We start from the raw sequence: 16,904 nt of genomic DNA, 5'->3' as shown, positions 1-16,904 counted from the left end.
AGAACGCCTGAATCATTCTTCAGGTTCGGTGTGCGCAGGCCACGGCGCGGTAAAATGCAAGGATGGAAAATGCGGGAAAACGCAGCACAATGTGAAAGGCAGGCATGAGAATCCTCTTGGTGGAAGATGACCGCAAGGCGGCGCGCCTGCTGGCGCGCGGCTTGCAGGAAGAGGGCTTCGTCGTCGACGTGGCGCACAGCGCCGAAGAGGGCGAGGACGAAAGCTATGCCGTCGCTTATGACTTGATCGTGCTCGACTGGATGTTGCCGGGCAAGCAGGGCATCGATTTTTGCCGCGATTTGCGCGCGCGCGCCATCCAGACGCCCGTGCTGATGCTGACCGCGCGCGACGCCACGGCCGACCGCGTAGCGGGCCTGAACACGGGCGCCGACGATTACCTCACCAAACCGTTCGAGTTCGAGGAACTGCTGGCGCGCATCCGCGCGCTGCTGCGCCGCTCCGACATCAGCCGCCCGCTGGTGCTGGCGCTGGCCGACCTGACGCTCGATCCCGTCAGCCACCAGGCGACGCGGGCCGGTGCGCCGCTGGTGCTGACACCCAAGGAATATGCGATTCTGTTGATCCTGCTGCGCCAGGCGGGTGAGGTGGTCAGCCGCGCGCGCCTGGCCGAGCAGATCTGGCAGGCGGACCTGATCGGCATCGACAACCTGATCGATGTCCATGTGCGCAATTTGCGCGGCAAGGTCGATGCGCCCGGCTTGCCGGCCTTGATCCACACGGTGCGCGGACGCGGTTTCCGCCTGGCGGACAACGACGGTGGCTAGTTTTCGCAAGCGATTGCTGCGGGTGCATCTGGCGGTCATCCTTGTCATCGTTGCCTGCACGGCGCTGGCCGGCTACTGGGGCCTGTCGCGCGCCGTGCACGGCCAGCTCGATGCGGCCCTGCTGGCGCTGGCCGAGACGGAAATGGCCATGCTGCCGGCCGCGCCGCGCCAGCCCGTGCAGGTGCACGAGGTGGCGCCGGGCCTGGCGCCGCCTTCCCTGACGCGGCTCGACCGCCTGGTGCAGATCATCGACGGCGAAGGCCGCGTGCTGGCGCGCAGCCGCAACCTGGAGGCGGCGCAGCTGCCGGCGTCACCCATCCTGCTGGCGCGCCTGGCGGCTGGCGAGACCGTCTTCGAAACCCTGCCGAAATTCGGCGAGGAGCCGCTGCGCATGGTTTCCATCCCCGTACCCGCGTCCGGCTTGCACCTGGCGGTGCAGGTGGCCGGTTCGCTCGATGACGTCAACCACGTGCTGGCCGCGGCCACCGTACTGTTTGGCGCCATGGCGCTGGCCTTGCTGGCCGCCGTCGGGCTGGCTGGCGAAATGCTCACGCGCCGCGTGCTGGGCGCCATCGACGATGTGGTGGACCAGGCGCATTCGATCGGCGAAGCCAGCCTGCACCAGCGCCTGCCCCATCCCGGCACGCCCGATGAAATCGGCCGCCTGGTCGATACCCTGAACGCCATGCTGGAGCGCCTGGAACATGGCTACGATGCGCAGCGGCGCTTCACGGCCGACGGCTCGCATGAATTGCGCTCGCCCCTGTCGCGCCTGCGCACGGAAATCGAAATCACCCTGCGCCGCCCGCGCGAGGCAGCTGAATATGTCGATGCGCTGGCGTCCTGCCTCGATGAAGTGCAGCGCCTGACGACCCTGGTGGAAGAATTGCTGATGCTCACGCGCCTGGACGTGGGGCAGGAGCGCAATGCCGTGGAAACCATCGCACTCAATCCGCTCGTGCAGGCGGCCGCGCAGCGCCTGGAAAAGGCGGCAGCGCAGCGCGGCATCCGCATCGTCTTCGATGCAGGCGTGGTCGTGCACGCGCGGGTGGCGGCCGGCCCGGTGGACCTGGTGCTGGCCAATCTGCTCGATAACGCCGTGAAGTTTTCGCCGCCCGGAAGCAGCATCAGCGTGCATGTGGCGCGCGAGGGCGAACATGCGCTGGTGGGTGTGAGCGATGCAGGACCGGGCATCGGCGTGGAAGACTTGCCGCATCTGTTCGAACGCTTTTACCGTGGCGCCCGGGCGCGCGCGGGCGAGGCGCCCGGCTTCGGCCTGGGCCTGGCCCTGTCGCAAGCGATCGTGCACGCATACGGCGGCAGTATCGAGGCGCAGAACCGTCCGGAAGGCGGCGCGCTGTTCCTCCTGCGCCTGCCGACGTCAGATTGAGGGCGCGACGCCTTCCCAGCGCACTTGCCGCACTTGCGGCCAGGCGCCCGCGCGGTTGACGAAACGCACCAGTACGGCGCGCTGCACGGCCTGGCACAGCACCGTGGCGATCAGCTGCACCACCTGCCGGGCCTCGTCCCAGCTGCGCAGCATCTGCGACGGCGCCAGGCCCGCGCCCTTGAGTTCGGCCAGCAGCAGGCGCGCCACATGGTCCGCTTGCGCCGCAGGGCATGTGACGGTCAGGCGATAGGTGGCGACGATTGGACCGCGCCTGGCAAACCAATGGAAGAATTTTTTCATCGTCACACTCCCCGTTCGGCGACAAATTCCGCGTTGTTGACCAGCGCCCAGCGCACGGCCGAGACGCTGCCTTCCAGGCTGACCTGGCTGACGATCTGCTCCAGCAATCCCAGGCTGGACAAGGGCGTGAGCAGGTCGGCGCGCACTTCGATGCGCCCCGCCTGCGCCGCGTCTTCGCTGTGCAGGGATTGCAGCATCAGCGCCGGCATGCCGCTGATCAGGCGCAGCATCAGCTTGCGCACCTGCACTTCCTGCTCCGCCTCGCACACGGCCGTCACGCGGTAGATGCTTTCCGTCTCGATGCCCGCTTCGCTGCCGTGCGCGTTGATGCGTTGCGCCAGGTGGCGCAGCACCAGGTTGGCGACCAGCACGAAGCCCGTGCCGATGGCCGCTTCCAGCGCAAAACCGAGGCCGCACAGCACGCCGATGGCGGCCGAGCACCACAGGGTGGCGGCCGTGTTCAGGCCGCGCACCGTCATCCCTTCGCGCATGATGACGCCGGCGCCCAGAAAGCCGATGCCCGACACCACCTGCGCGGCGATGCGCATATGGCCGGCGCTATCGCCTTCGAGCACGGAGACCATCACGAACAGCGAGGCGCCGACAGACACCAGCGCGTTCGTGCGCAGGCCCGCCATGCGCTGGCGCAGCTGGCGTTCGGCGCCGATCATGGCGCCCAGGGTCAATGCCGCGGCAACGCGCAGCGCAAAATCAAATACCACCATCAGTTTCTCCCGGCTGGGGAGGAACAGGCGAGTGCAAGGCGAAGACAATTCGCCCCGAAAGGGGGCAGCAGACGATAACGGTGGAACGATGAGGAGGGAAGTGGCGGCGAATGTGCATCGCCGCTGGTAAAACCGCACCTTGCCATGGGCCAGGCGGGCGGAATGCGCGCGTCTTGCCTAAGGCCGATCGCCGATGGTCAATCGACTACTGTCACTGGAACAAGCACCCACGAGTCACTCCATATCATTGATAACGGGGGACAGTCTAGCCAGTGGGGCCGCTTTGGTCAACTGAAGCTCTCTTCAGGAAGCCGCCGCGTCGTCCCCGCCAATGCGGGGACGGTGAAGGCGACCGGTCTATCAGTGGGCGTGTGCTTTGCCATCGTCGGCGGATTCAGCGTGCGCATGCTCGCCGCCGCCAAAGAAGCGCGCGGCGCGCTTGCCCAGACTGTCGAGGTAGGTGTAGGCGACGGGCACCACCACCAGCGTCAATAGCGTCGAGGTGATGACGCCGCCGATGACGGCGCGGCCCATGGGCGCCTGCGATTCGCCGCCGTCGCCCATGCCGATGGCCATCGGCAGCATGCCGAAGACCATCGCCAGGGTCGTCATCAGGATGGGGCGCAAGCGCACTTGCCCCGCTTCCATCAGCGCCTCGAACTGTCCCAGGCCCTCGCGCTGGCGCTGGTTGGTGAAGTCCACCAGCAAAATCGCATTCTTGGTGACCAGGCCCATGAGCATGATGAAGCCGATCACGGAGAAGATGTTCAGGGTGCTGCCCGTAATGAGGAGAGCGGCCAGCACGCCGATCAAGGAGAGCGGCAGCGACACCATGATGGCGATCGGCTGCAAAAAGCTGCCGAACTGCGATGCCAGCACCAGGTAGATGAAGATCACGGCGATCCCCAGCGCCATCATCGCGCCGCCCATGGTCTCGGCCATCTGCTGCGCATTGCCGGCCACGTCGAAGCGCACGCCCGGCGGCAGATCGATGGACTTGATGGCCTTCTGCACATCGGCGTCGACGTCGCCGGCAGGGCGGCCCTGCACGCCCGCATAGATGGCGACGCGGCGCTGCAAGGCCTGGCGTTTCAGCACTTGCGGGCTGGACGAGGGCACGAATTCGACCACCTGGCGCAGCGGAATCATGACCGGCTTGCCGTTGGCGTCAAGCTTGCTGGACGCCAGCGACAGGTCGGCCAGGTCGGCCACCTTTTGCCGGCCCGATTTCGGCAGCTGCACGTTGACGTCATAGTTTTGCCCGTCGCTGGCCAGCCAGTGGCTGACCGTGTCGCCCGCCACGAACGGGCGCAGGGCATTGCCGATCTGCTGCACCGACAATCCCAGGTCGCTGGCCAGCTCGTTGTTGATCTTCACCGTGGTCGACGGATTGGCGCCTTCCTGGCTGTATTCCATGTCGGCCAGGCCTTTGATGCTGCGCATCTTGTTCATCAGGGTGTGCGCCACCGCATCGAGCTTGCCTTCGTCCGTGCCGAGGATGGCGATGAAGATGGGGCGCTGGCCGACGGACAGCGTAATGCCGGCAATCGGCGCCAGGCGTTCGCGGATCAGCTTTTCCAGTTCCTGCTGCGAGCGGCGCTTGTGCGTCTTGATGTCCGTCAGCTTCAGGTTCACTTCGGCCGTGTTGCGTCCATCGGGCGTGCCGATATTGGCTACCAGGCTGTCGATCTCGGGAAACTCCTTCAGCGCCGTTTCGATCTGGCGCACCTTGCTGTCCGTGTATTCGAGGCTGGAGCCGACGGGCGTCTTGAAGCGCAGGTTGACCCAGCCCTGGTCCGTTTCCGGGAACATCTCGCCGCCGATCATGGGCACGAGCATCAGGCTGCCCGCGAACAGGGCGACGGCGGTGGCCAGCGTGGTCTTGCGCCAGCGCAGGGCCACTTTCAATACCTTGCCGTACCAGACGTGCAGGCAGTCGATGCCCGTCTCGATCCAGGCCATGAAGCGGCCCAGCCACGGCACGTACTTGAAGCGATCCTTGACGGGGTCACGCCAGACGGACGACAGCATGGGGTCGAGCGTGAAGCTGACGAACAGGGAGACGAGAACGGCGACGGCCACGGTGATGCCGAACTGCAGGAAGAAGCGGCCGATGATGCCGTCCATGAAGGCCACCGGCACGAACACGGCGACGATGGCGAACGTGGTGGCCATCACGGCCAGGCCGATTTCATTGGTGCCGTCGTTGGCCGCCTGGTAGTGGTTCTTGCCCATGCCCAGGTGGCGCACGATGTTTTCACGCACCACGATGGCATCATCGATCAACAGGCCGATGCACAGGGACAGCGCCATCAGGGTCAGGAAGTTCAGCGTGAAGCCAAACGCCTTCATGGCGATGAAGCTGGCCAGCACGGAGATCGGCAAAGTTAGGCCCGTGATGATGGTCGAGCGCCACGAATGCAGGAACAGGAAGACGATCACCATGGTCAGCACGGCGCCTTCGATGATGGTGCGCTTGACGTTATCGAGCTGGCTTTGCACGCGTTCCGATTCGTCGTCCAGCACGCGCAGGGTGATATCGGGCGGCAGCGTCTTTTGCAGATCCGCCGCCACTTTCAGGATGCCGGTGCCCACTTCGACCACGTTGGCGTCCTGCACCTTGGTGATTTCCATGGTTACGGCTTGCTGGCCGTTCATGCGCGAAATCGACAGTTCTTCCTGCTCGCCGTCGACCACGGTGGCCACCTGGTCCAGGTAGACGGGGCCGACGGCACGGCGCGCGACGATGATCTTGCCGAATTCGCGCGCATCCTTGATCTTGCCTTCCACGCGCACCAGCTGCTCTGCCGCGCCATGGCTGATGGAGCCGGCCGGCAAGTTGGTATTCGTCGCCTGGATGGCGCGGATCACTTCATCGACGCCGATGCCCTGGGCATTGAGTTCGATCGGCTTCATGCTGATGAGGATCTGGCGCGCGCGCAAGCCGCGCAGCTTGACTTGTCCCACGCCGGCCACACCCTGGAAGCGCTTGCTGATGATCTGCTCCGTCATGGTCGACAGCGAGCGCAGGTCATGCCCGGTGGATGTGAGCACGATGGTGGCGATGGGGCGTTCGTTGTCGCCTTCGGCGCGCGCGATGAACGGGTCCTTGGCTTCCTTCGGGAAGCGCGGGCGTACCAGGGCCACCTTGTCGCGCAAGTCCTGCATGGCCTTGTCCATGTTGGTCGACAGCTCGAATTCCAGGTACACGCCGGCGCGTCCTTCCCACGAGTTGGCGCGGATGGTCTTGATGCCGCTGACGGTGTTGACGGCGTCCTCGATGGGGCGCGTGATGTCGTTTTCCACGGCTTCGGGCGAGGCGCCCGGGTAGTTCACTTCAATGGCGGCGAATGGAAACTGCACGCTGGGCATGCTTTCCACGCCCAGGCCCCGGTAGGAGAAGATGCCCAGTACCACCAGCGCCACCATGACCATGGTGGCGAAGACGGGGTTTTGTATGCTGACTTTGGTCATCCACATGGCTTAATCCTTCCGTGCCAGCACGGCTGCCGGCGCGGCGGGGGCGGCAGGCGTAGCTGATTGCGCGGCAAAGGTCACGCTGTGGCCCGGTTTCACGCCATCGAGTTTGGCGATGATGACTTTCGCGCCCGGCACCAGGCCGGACGTCACTTCCGCATAGCCTTCATCTTCGTTGCGCAGTCCCAGCGTGACGGGCTGGGCGACCACCTTGTTGTTCACCAGCGCATACACGACGGGGCCCTGCTTTTCATGGCGCACGGCCGTCAACGGCACCAGCGGCGCCACCGGCGAGCGCTCGGTGACGATGCTGCCCTTGGCGAACATGCCGCCGCGCAGGGCGCCATCGCCATTGTCGACGGCGATGTAGACCAGCATGGCGCGTGAGCCGCTCTCGGTGGTGGGGTTGATGCGCGTGACCTTGCCGGCAAAGTCGCGCGCGCCGAAGCCGTCGACCTTGAAGTGCACGTCCTGGCCCAGCTTGATGCGCGGAATGTCCGCGCTGGGCACGGGCGCTTCCAGGGTCAGCTGGGCCAGGTTGACGATGGTGTAGACGGGCATGTCGGGCGAGACTTTTTCGCCGGCCTGCAGGTGGCGCTTGCTGACGATGCCGGCCATCGGGGCGCGGATCACCGTGTCGGCCAGCGCGATGCGGGCGATATCGACCATGGCGGCGGCGGACTTGACGTTGGCGCGCGCCAGATCGACCGAGTTTTGCGTCGTGTCGTAGGCCGTCTGCGAAATGTATTTTTGCTTGAGCAGGGCCTGGCTGTTCGCTTCATTCTTGGCCGCCATCGACAGGCGCGCCTGCGCTTCGTCGAGCATGGCTTGCTGCTGCGTCAGGCGGGCGCGCAGGTCGGCCGCATCGAGGCGCACGAGGATTTGCCCGTTGGCCACTTGCTGGCCTTCCTGCAAGGTCGTTGCCTCGATCACGCCCGAGACCTTGGCCTTGATGGTGGCCTGGGTCACGGGCGCCAGCGAGCCGGACAGGGGCAGGCTGATGGTCAGCGCACGCGCATCGATGGCGGCCACGTCGCCCTGCGCCAGTTCATGCACGGGCGTCTTTTCCTGTTCCTTCTTCTTGCTCGCTTGCTGTTCGGCCGCCTTGGCCGCCTGTTGCTTCGACTGCATCACCGTCCAGCCGCCGCCGGCCAGGCCCAGCACGACCAGGATCAGCAAGGGGGTACGCCAGCGCCGGCGGCGCGTGGCGGCAAGGGGAGAGGCGGGGGGCAGGGTCTCGTTTTTCATAGGTTTTTTTTCAGGAGCGGCGCAGGGGCTAGGCGCCAGGTCTCGGTACGGACCCGGCCTGTCGCTGGCCGGGAGGGAATTCGGGTAGCGCATCGCCGTGGCGGCCGCAGGCAGCACGCCTGCCGCTGCGGCCGTTCACGGCGATGCGCATGTTGCCACTTTAGGAAGATTCAAGTGCGGCCGCCATCGCCGTGCGACAGATTGCACAAAATCGGGGCTGGAATGCAAAAAACGGCGACCAAAGACCACTGCCAGCATGCATGCCGTGCATGTCACGATGCTTGCGCCTCCTCAAGAAGCCGATTCGCCGGCGCGCAAGAATGGTCGGGATGGTTGCGCCACCGGACAGGCCATATGCCCGCCGGTTGCCGCGCGGCCGCGCCACCGGGGGGCCTGATGTCTGATCGGATTGTCGGAGCCGCGCCGTCGCCGGGGCGCCTGCTTGCCGCGGCCGAACCGCAGGCGGGGCCGGCCGCCAAGGCGCTCGATCTGCTGTCTATCATTGTTGCCGCCGTCGAACAGGCGCCTGGCCTGGCCGTGCGTGGCATCGACCGCGACGGCATCGTGCGCTACTGGAGCTTGGGTGCGGCGCGCCTGTATGGCGTGGCGGCCGAGCTGGCGCTGGGCCAGCCGTGGGCCAGGGTGGCCGCTTCGCTGCCCGATGCCGCCAGCCTGGCCGAGGAGGGGACAGACGAACTGGCGGCCGTGTGGGAGAGCGGCAAGGCGCGCAGCACACGCCTGTGGAAGCTGGACGCCGACGGGGCCGCGCCGCGCTGCATCTGTTCCACCGTGTTTCCCGTCATCGAGTCCGGACGTGTGCGGCAAGTGGTGTGCATCGATGTCGACATCACGGCCAGCGGCCAGGATGGCGCCGCGCAGGGTGCCTTGCTGCTGATGGGCGACAATTTTCGCCAGCTGTACGACAAGTCCGCCGACGCCATCGTATTGCTGCGCGACGAGTACATCGCCGAAGCCAATCCCGCCGCCATTGCCCTGTTTCAATGTGAAGACCGGCCACGGCTGCTGGGGCGCCGCCTCAGCGACTTTTCGCCGCTGCGCCAGCCCGATGGCGCCTTGTCATCGTTGCGCGGCACGCAGCTGGCAGCGCAGGCCCACGCCGACGGCAACTGCCGCTACGACTGGCGCTATCAGACGTGCGCGGGCCAGCTGTTCTGGGGCGAAGTGCTGCTCACTTCCGTGACGCTCGACCACACCTATCTGTTTTACGCCGTGATCCGCGATATTTCCTCGCGCAAACTGGCCGAGCGCGATCTGTACCTGTCGATGCAGGTCATCGAGCATGCCAGTGTCGCCATCGTCGTGATGGATCCGCAGCAGCGCGTCGTCAGCATGAATCCCGCGTACAGCGAAATCAGCGGCTACAGCCTGGACGACATGCTGGGCAAGCCTTTCGTCCAGCACGGCGTGGAGCCGGATACGCCGGCGTTTTTCGAGCACGTGTGGGACGAAGTCGAGGCCAACGGCTATTGGCAAGGCGATATCTCGGGCCAGCGCAAGGCGGGCGCACGCTACCCGGCCTGGCTGTCACTGACGGCCATCCGCGACAGCCAGGGACAATTGAGCAATTACCTGGCCATCCTCAGCGATATCAGCGAGCGCAAGAAAAACGAGGAGCACACGCGCCACCTGGCCGAGCACGATTTCCTGACCGACTTGCCGAACCGGGTGCTGCTGCTGGACCGGCTGTCGCTGTCGCTGGCGGCCGCGCGGCGCAAGCTGAGCATGCTGGCCATCCTGTACCTGGACCTCGACCACTTCAAGCACATCAATGACAGCATGGGCCACCACGTGGGCGATTTGCTGCTCAAGGAAGTGGCGCGGCGCCTGGTGCGCTGTGTGCGCGGCGTCGATACCGTCAGCCGGCATGGCGGTGACGAGTTCGTCATCATCCTGGCCGAAGTGGGCGGCATCGACCAGGTGGCCCATGTCGCGTCCAGCCTGCTGCACGCCGTCACGCAGCCCTATCAGCTGGGCGAATATGAGCTGCAGGTATCGACCTCGATCGGCGTGGCCATCTTTCCCAGCGATGGCGACAGCATCGAGACCCTCGTGCACAACGCCGATATCGCCATGTACCATGCGAAGGAAAGCGGGCGTAACAATTTTCAGTTTTTCAATGCCGAGATGAATGCGCAAATCGTCGAGCGGGCCAGCCTGGAGCAGGGCTTGCGCGCCGCGCTGGGCCGCGATGAATTCGTGCTGGAGTTCCAGCCCGCGCTCGATGTTGCCAGCGGGCAGATCGTCGGCGCCGAAGCGCTGTTGCGCTGGCGCCACCCACAACTGGGCGTGCTGCCGCCCGAGCGCTTCATCGCCGTGGCCGAGGAGTGTGGCTTGATGGTATCAATTGGCAACTGGGTGCTGCAGCAAGCTTGCCGGCGCGCGCGCGCCTGGCACGATGCGGGCCAGGCCTGGCGCGTGGCCGTGAACCTGTCGCCGGCGCAATGCCTGCACAATAATTTATTGCTCAGCGTGCAAGAGGCGCTGGCCGTGTCGGGTTTGCCTGCGGCCTGCCTGGAACTGGAAGTGACGGAGTCCTTGCTGATGAAGGGCGGCGCGCGCCTGGCCGGCGTGCTGGCGCAGCTGCGCGCGCTGGGCGCCAGGCTGGCCATCGACGACTTCGGCACCGGCTATTCGCGCCTGGCCAATCTGCGCCACTACCCGGTGGATAAACTCAAGATCGACCCGTCGTTCCTGCCCGCCGTGGCGGACGACGCTGCGGGCGAGTCCGACACGATGCTCGCCGCCACCATCATCGCCATGGCGCGCGAACTGCAATTGACGGTGATTGCCGAAGGCGTGGAAACGGCGCAGCAGCTGGCCTATCTGCGGGGGCAGGGCTGCCAGCAATACCAGGGGCGATATGCCAGCGCGCAAGTCGCGGGCAGTGTTCTGGCGAAGTTGCTACATTAATTATTGAACTAGTCAATATTTCCCAGCAGCTTGATGCGCGCCAGCACCTGGCCATGGTCGGAGGCGTAAGGCAGGCCCAGCAGCAAATGGTCGTTGAGATAAGTCACTTCCTGCAGCACGCCGATGGCGCGCGGCGAGGCGGCATGAAAATGCTCGGATACGAGGATGTGGTCGATCGTCATGTAGGCGCTGTCGTGGATATTCGTGTAGCCCGCGTGGCGCGCCGCATCCTGGCGCAGGGCGATGGCGTTGGCGTCGTACAGGCGTTCTCGCATTTCCATGCCGGGTTCGCACGGTGCACCCGCCCCCATGACGATGGCCGTGGTGACGGCATTGGCGATGTCGTTGAAGTCACCGAGCACGATGCGCGGACGGCTGCTGCGGCCCAGTTCGCTTGCCAGCACGCGCAGGGCCACCGCTTCCGCGCCGCGCCGCTGCAGCGAGCGCAGGTTGGCCAGTGCGTAGGCGGCCGCGTCGCTGCCGTCGCCATGGCGGTAGTCGGGCCGGCGCGATTTCAAGTGCACCACGACGACGTCGGTGAGTTGTCCGCCAGGCAAGATGACCTGCACATGCAGGGGCGCGCGGGCGAAGCGGCAGGTGTTGTCTTCGGCGGACACGCTCACGCCGGCCGGGAAATTCGTCCATGCAACACCGGCACCGGCCAGCGGCAGGCGCGACACCAGCGCCACCGTGGGCAGCATGCGTCCGGCCGCATCCATCGCATCGTGGCCGGCCAGGGCGGCTGCGCGGTAATGGCGCGTGCGCGACAGCACGTCGCGCAGGGCCGCTTGCGAGAAAATTTCCTGGAAACCGATCACGTCGGCGTCGAGCAAGTCGATTTGCCGCGCCGTCCATTCCGCCTTGGCGTCGTATTGCGCCGGGCTCAACGGTTCCAGGTTGTCATACAATTTCGCCCCGGCGGGGGCAAGGTTGCAGACATTGAATGTGGCAAAGCGGATTTCTTGCTGCATAATTAGCACTCCTCACTGAACGATCAGCGTATCACGCATGGCTAAAAAAGAGCATATTTCCGAAACCCAGGCGACGCAGCTGCTGCGCAAGCATCACGTTTCCTTCGATGAACACCCATATCCGTATGAAGAACACGGCGGCACCAGCGTCTCGGCGCGCGAGCTGGGGGTGCCCGAACATGCGGTGATCAAGACCCTGGTGATGCAGGACGAGGCGGCCAAGCCGCTGATCGTGCTCATGCATGGCGATTGCAAGGTGTCGACCAAGAACCTGGCGCGTGGCATTGGCTGCAAGTCCGTCGAGCCGTGCAAGCCCGAAGTGGCGCAGCGCCATTCCGGCTACATGATCGGCGGCACCTCGCCGTTCGGCACCAAAAAAGCGATGCCCGTGTACGTGGAGCAATCCATCCTGGACTTGCCGCGCATCTATATCAATGGCGGGCGGCGCGGTTTTCTCGTCTCCCTGGCGCCGCAGGTACTCATGGATTTGCTCAATGCCAAGCCGGTGCAGTGCGCGCTGCAGGATTAAGGAAATCGTCCAAAGCCTGTTGCGGGGCATCGAGCATGGTGTATATTCTGCTGCGCCAGCCTCGACGCTGGTGCAATAAACATAATAAAGGGAAGAAATGAATCCAGTAATCACAACCGTGGCAATGACAGTGGCCGCTTACTTGCTCGGCTCGATATCGTTTGCCGTGGTGATGAGCAAGGTCTACGGCATTGCCGATCCGCGCACCTATGGCTCGAAAAATCCGGGCGCCACCAACGTGCTGCGCAGCGGCAACAAGGGCGCCGCCATCATGACGCTGCTGGGCGATGGCGCCAAGGGCTGGCTGGCCGTGTTCCTGGCCGACCATTTTGCCAGCGCCCTGGGCGTAGGCGACACGGCCGTGGCCCTGGTCGCCATCGCCGTCTTCCTCGGCCATCTGTGGCCCGTGTTCTTCCGCTTCGTCGGCGGCAAGGGCGTGGCCACGGCCCTCGGCGTGCTGCTGGGCATCAATCCATGGCTGGGCCTGGCGACCCTGGCGACCTGGCTGATCATCGCTTATGCGTTTCGCTATTCCTCGCTGGCAGCGCTGGTGGCGGCCCTGTTCGCGCCGTTTTACTATGGCTTGCTGTTCGGCGTCGATCCCATCTTGCTGGCTGTCATCGTCATGAGCGTGCTGCTGGCCTACCGCCACAGCCAGAACATCGCTAACCTGCTCTCTGGCAAGGAAAGCAAGATCGGTGGCAAGAAGGATGCGGCCAAGGCCGCTGGCAAGAAGAAGTAAGCGCTTGATTTCCCGCGGCCCGCACGCATATGCTGTGCTTGCGGCGCCGCGCGGTGCGGCCGCCACCGACTCGCGCAAAGGCTGCCCACCATGAGTTCCACTCCCGCCACACCCGTTCCCATCCGTATCGATTTTGTTTCCGACGTTTCCTGCCCCTGGTGCGTGATCGGCCTGAAATCGCTGGAGCAAGCCTTGGACAAGCTGGACGGAACCGTTCAGGCCGAGATCCACTTCCAGCCCTTCGAGCTGAACGCCAATATGTCGGCCGAAGGCGAGGATATCGGCGAACACATCGCCCGCAAATACGGTTCCACCCCGGAACAGATGGCGCAGTCGCGCGAAGCGATCCGCGCGCGCGGCGAACAGCTGGGCTTTACCTTCGCCATGGACAAGCGCGGCCGCATCTACAACACGTTTGATGCGCACCGGCTGCTGCATTGGGCCGGGCTCGAAGGGCGCCAGAAGGCACTCAAGATGGCGCTGTTCGATGCGTATTTCACGCAGGGCCAGAATCCGTCCTCGCACGAGGTGCTGCTGGCCGTGGCCGGCAAGGTGGGCCTCGATACCGTGAAAGCGGCCGAGGTGCTGGCCTCCGATGCCTATGCGGACGAGGTGCGCGCGCAGGAACAGTTCTACCAGCAGAACGGCATCAACTCGGTGCCTGCCGTCATCATCAACGAGCGCCACCTGATTTCCGGCGGCCAGCCGCCTGAAGTGTTTGAGCAAGCCTTGCGCCAGATCATCGCCGGCGCTTGAGCGGGGCGCCAATGGCGCGCGCCATGGCGGACTTTTTGCGCTACACTCGGCGCAGAGGGAGGATAGTCAAATGCCAACAGCCAGCTGGAATGGCGCCGTCATCGCGCAAGCCACCGACGATCAGGTGCAAGTCGTTGAAAACAATGTATATTTTCCTTTGGCGGCGGTGACGCAGGAGTACCTGCGTCCCAGCAGCCACACCAGCATCTGCCCGTGGAAGGGCACGGCCAGCTATTACGACCTTGTCGTCGATGGCCAGACGAATGCCAACGCGGCCTGGGTTTACCCCCAGCCCAAGGATGCCGCCAAGCAAATTGCCGGCCACGTCGCCTTCTGGCGCGGCGTGAGCGTCGAGCGCTGATCTGACTCCCCCTATTTCCTGACAAAGAAAGCAGACGATGGATTTACGCCTCGCCGTGTATCAACTCGCCTCGGCCCATGCGCTCGATGCCCAACAAACCCGGCAGTTGCAGGAAGTGGCCGGCTTCCAGCGCGAACCCGCGCGCCTGGCCTACTGGCTGCCGCGCGGCGTGGCCGTGCTGGGCGCCGCGCTGCTGGGCATGGGCTTGATCTGCTGGGTCGCCGCCAATTGGGAAGACCTGGGCCGCATGGGCCGCTTTGCCCTGCTGCAAGGCGTGTTGGCCGCCGCCTGCGTGGGCGCCTTCGCCGTACCCAAGGCGCGCGTGCCGCTGTTGCTGATGGCCTTGCTGGCCATCGGAGGCCTGTTCGCGTATTTCGGCCAGACCTACCAGACGGGCGCCGATCCGTGGCAGCTGTTCGCCCTGTGGGCCGCGCTGGCCTTGCCCCTGTGCTTGGTGGCACGCAGCGATGTGCTGTGGACGCCGTGGATGCTGATTTTTTCGACGGCCGCCGCCCTGTGGATGCAGGCGCATGCGCACCACAGCTGGCGCATCGCTTCGGCCGATCTGAGCATTTTCGTCAGCGGCTGGCTGGCCGTGCTGCTGGCCTGTGCGTTCGTCTCGCCCCTGCTGGCGCGCTGGACGGGCGCGGGCAGCTGGGCCTTGCGCCTGGGCCTGGTACTCGCCACCATCCTCATCACGGGCACGGCCGTCAGCGCCCTGTTTGGCAGCGAGGTCGGGTCGCCGTACTGGGCGGGGCTGGGCTTGCTGGCCGTCGCCGGCGTCCTGCTGGCCACGCGCAGCTTGTTTGACGTGTTCGGCCTCAGCGCCGTCGCGCTGGGCCTGAACACCCTGCTGGTGTGGGGGCTGGGATACATGCTGTTCAATGGCGGTGGCAATGGCGATGGCGTCGGCAGGCTGGTGATGCTGGGCCTGGTCGCTGCCGTGCTGCTGGCCCTGACCGTGCAAGGCATTTTGTGGCGCACGCGCCAGGAGGCGGCATGAGCAATATCAACAGTCAGCGAGCCGATGCGCTCGCCACCCTGATCGACGACGCCACGCGCGCCGGTTTGTTGCCATCGGGTACCAGTCGTCCCGTGCAGGATGTCCGGCCGTGGCCGCTGGTGCTGATGACGGCCTTCGGCGCCTGGCTGGCCGCCATCCCCCTGGTCCTGGCGCTGGGCGCGGGCCTGGAAAGCATCGTGCGCCACGGTCCCGGCGCGTATGTGGTGGCCGCCATCGTGCTGGTGGTGGCCGTGCTGCTGATCCGCATGCGCGGCGTGGCGCTGTTTGTCGAGCAGCTGGCCGTGCCATGCCTGCTGGTGGGCGGCAGCTTGCTCGGTTATGCCCTGTTCCGCGATTGTTCCACGCAGACGGCATCGCTGCTGCTGTGCCTGGCATGCCTCGTGGTGGCCGCCGCCTTGCCGCGCGACTGGCTGCGCGTGCTGCTGGGACTGGTCGCCTGCGGCTTGCTGGGACTGGGCATCATCGATAGCACGCGCGACTGGATTTTCGAGAACGATCCCACGCAATTGTATCTGGCCTGGATGCTGGCCCTGGCACTCTGGCTGGGCGCGCACTGGCTGCAGAAGCAGGCCTTCAACGATGGCCGCGGCGCGCCCGTCGCCGCCTTCCTGGAATCGCTGTCGACGGGGTGGGTCCTGGCCATCTTGCTGGGCCTGGTCTTCTGGTCCGGCATGACCTTCATGCTGGGCGGCGCGCTGGGCGTTGGTGTTGCCGGCGACGTGGCGCGCGAAGTAAGCCGGCACCAGGCCAGCGCCTGGTACGCGCAGGCGTTAAATGGGGTGTCGCTCGTGCTGGCCACGGCGGCCGCCGTCTGGACGGGATGGCGCTGGCCGGCGCTGCGCCAGTTGCCCGCCATCGGCGTGGCGCTGGTGCTGGTCGTGCTGGCGTGGTTCATGCCGGCGCTCGGTCCTGTGCTGCTGGTCCTCGCGTATTGCGTAACGAGCGGGCGCACGCGCGTGGCCGTGGCGGCCGCCCTGGCGGCGGCCTGGGTCATCGGCAGTTTTTATTACCAGCTGGCCTGGCCGCTGGCCAGCAAGGCGGCGCTGCTGGCCGTGGCCGGCGCCGTACTGTGCGCCCTGTCGTGGCTGGCCACGCGCGGCGCCGTGCTGCACCTGGTGGAAAGCAAGCCATCGGCCGTGGCGGCCGAACATCGCGCCGTGCGCCTGGGCGTGCTGGGGGGCTTGCTGCTGGTGCTGCTGGTCGCCAATGGTGGCATCTGGCAAAAGGAGCAATTGATTGCCAAGGGCGAGCCTGTGTTCGTGGAACTGGCGCCCGTCGATCCCCGTTCGCTGATGCAGGGCGATTACATGCGCCTCAATTTCCAGGGCCTCGGCGTCCTCAGCACCCTGGCCAGCGTGGACAGGGCGCCAGGCCGGCCCCTCGTGGTGGCCAGGCGCGATGCGCGCGGCGTGGCAGAACTGCTGCGTCCGTACACCAAAGAGGCGCTGGCGCCCGGCGAATTCCTGCTCGAGCTGACGCCGAAGGATGGCAACTGGGTGCTGGTCAGCGATGCCTGGTTCTTCAAGGAAGGCGAAGCGGCGCGCTGGGAAAAGGCCCGCTATGGCGAGTTCCGCGTGCTGCCCGATGGCCGCGCCTTGCTGGTGGGCATGCGCGGCCCGGCGCTGGAGACGCTGTAGCGCAAGTAGCAATGCAAGAGCGCGCCCG

At 65.6% G+C, this 16,904-nt stretch carries 14 protein-coding genes; 9 read left to right on the top strand and 5 right to left on the bottom strand.

Annotated elements, in window-relative coordinates; translation table 11 throughout:
- Window positions 1–104 precede the first annotated feature (104 nt).
- Window positions 105–785, top strand: coding sequence for a response regulator transcription factor (locus FJQ89_RS14175; protein WP_141170646.1), 681 nt, complete (start codon window positions 105–107; stop codon window positions 783–785).
- Window positions 778–2,175: a sensor histidine kinase gene (locus FJQ89_RS14170; RefSeq protein WP_141170645.1), complete on the top strand. Its 1,398-nt coding sequence runs from the start codon at window positions 778–780 to the stop codon at window positions 2,173–2,175. The genes FJQ89_RS14175 and FJQ89_RS14170 overlap by 8 nt, the downstream gene beginning before the upstream one ends.
- On the opposite strand, the gene FJQ89_RS14165 is transcribed toward FJQ89_RS14170, so the two are convergent.
- The 4 genes from FJQ89_RS14165 to FJQ89_RS14150 form a co-directional block, all read right to left on the bottom strand.
- A complete protein-coding gene (locus FJQ89_RS14165) occupies window positions 2,167–2,475 on the bottom strand; it encodes a hypothetical protein (RefSeq protein ID WP_141170644.1) in 309 nt (102 codons plus the stop codon). The two genes, FJQ89_RS14170 and FJQ89_RS14165, sit on opposite strands and share 9 nt — an antisense overlap.
- Before the next feature lie 2 nt (window positions 2,476–2,477).
- Window positions 2,478–3,197: an MgtC/SapB family protein gene (locus FJQ89_RS14160; protein WP_197678692.1), complete on the bottom strand. Its 720-nt coding sequence runs from the start codon at window positions 3,195–3,197 to the stop codon at window positions 2,478–2,480.
- Between the two features lie 363 nt (window positions 3,198–3,560).
- Window positions 3,561–6,680, bottom strand: coding sequence for an efflux RND transporter permease subunit (locus FJQ89_RS14155; protein WP_141170643.1), 3,120 nt, complete (start codon window positions 6,678–6,680; stop codon window positions 3,561–3,563).
- Between the two features lie 3 nt (window positions 6,681–6,683).
- Window positions 6,684–7,925 (bottom strand): efflux RND transporter periplasmic adaptor subunit, encoded by a 1,242-nt coding sequence (locus FJQ89_RS14150; protein ID WP_141170642.1) that lies wholly within the window; start codon window positions 7,923–7,925, stop codon window positions 6,684–6,686.
- Window positions 7,926–8,321: 396 nt separating this feature from the next.
- Between FJQ89_RS14150 and FJQ89_RS14145 the strand changes: the two genes are divergently transcribed.
- Window positions 8,322–10,856, top strand: a complete 2,535-nt coding sequence (locus FJQ89_RS14145; protein ID WP_141170641.1) for a sensor domain-containing protein — start codon at window positions 8,322–8,324, stop codon at window positions 10,854–10,856.
- An 8-nt stretch (window positions 10,857–10,864) separates the two neighbouring features.
- Here the strand turns inward: FJQ89_RS14145 and FJQ89_RS14140 are convergent, their stop codons facing one another.
- Window positions 10,865–11,827, bottom strand: coding sequence for an endonuclease/exonuclease/phosphatase family protein (locus FJQ89_RS14140; protein ID WP_141170640.1), 963 nt, complete (start codon window positions 11,825–11,827; stop codon window positions 10,865–10,867).
- 37 nt (window positions 11,828–11,864) lie between these two features.
- Between FJQ89_RS14140 and ybaK the strand changes: the two genes are divergently transcribed.
- From ybaK to FJQ89_RS14110, 6 genes are all read left to right on the top strand, one after another.
- Window positions 11,865–12,356 (top strand): Cys-tRNA(Pro) deacylase, encoded by a 492-nt coding sequence (gene ybaK / locus FJQ89_RS14135; RefSeq protein WP_141170639.1) that lies wholly within the window; start codon window positions 11,865–11,867, stop codon window positions 12,354–12,356.
- 97 nt (window positions 12,357–12,453) lie between these two features.
- A complete protein-coding gene (gene plsY / locus FJQ89_RS14130; protein ID WP_243136053.1) occupies window positions 12,454–13,098 on the top strand; it encodes a glycerol-3-phosphate 1-O-acyltransferase PlsY in 645 nt (214 codons plus the stop codon).
- A gap of 90 nt (window positions 13,099–13,188) precedes the next feature.
- On the top strand, window positions 13,189–13,854 hold the full coding sequence (locus FJQ89_RS14125) for a DsbA family oxidoreductase (RefSeq protein WP_141170638.1): 666 nt from the start codon (window positions 13,189–13,191) through the stop codon (window positions 13,852–13,854).
- Window positions 13,855–13,924: 70 nt separating this feature from the next.
- Complete coding sequence (locus FJQ89_RS14120; protein ID WP_141170637.1) at window positions 13,925–14,215, top strand: DUF427 domain-containing protein; 291 nt, start codon at window positions 13,925–13,927, stop codon at window positions 14,213–14,215.
- A gap of 37 nt (window positions 14,216–14,252) precedes the next feature.
- Entirely contained in the window at window positions 14,253–15,218 is a 966-nt protein-coding gene (locus tag FJQ89_RS14115; RefSeq protein WP_141170636.1) for a DUF2157 domain-containing protein, read from the top strand.
- Window positions 15,215–16,876: a GDYXXLXY domain-containing protein gene (locus FJQ89_RS14110; RefSeq protein WP_141170635.1), complete on the top strand. Its 1,662-nt coding sequence runs from the start codon at window positions 15,215–15,217 to the stop codon at window positions 16,874–16,876. The genes FJQ89_RS14115 and FJQ89_RS14110 overlap by 4 nt, the downstream gene beginning before the upstream one ends.
- Window positions 16,877–16,904: the final 28 nt, after the last annotated feature.

This window comes from Janthinobacterium tructae (assembly GCF_006517255.1).
Lineage (GTDB): Bacteria > Pseudomonadota > Gammaproteobacteria > Burkholderiales > Burkholderiaceae_D > Janthinobacterium > Janthinobacterium tructae.
Note: the sequence above shows the minus strand (reverse complement) of the source record. Positions and strands in the feature narration are given on the sequence as shown.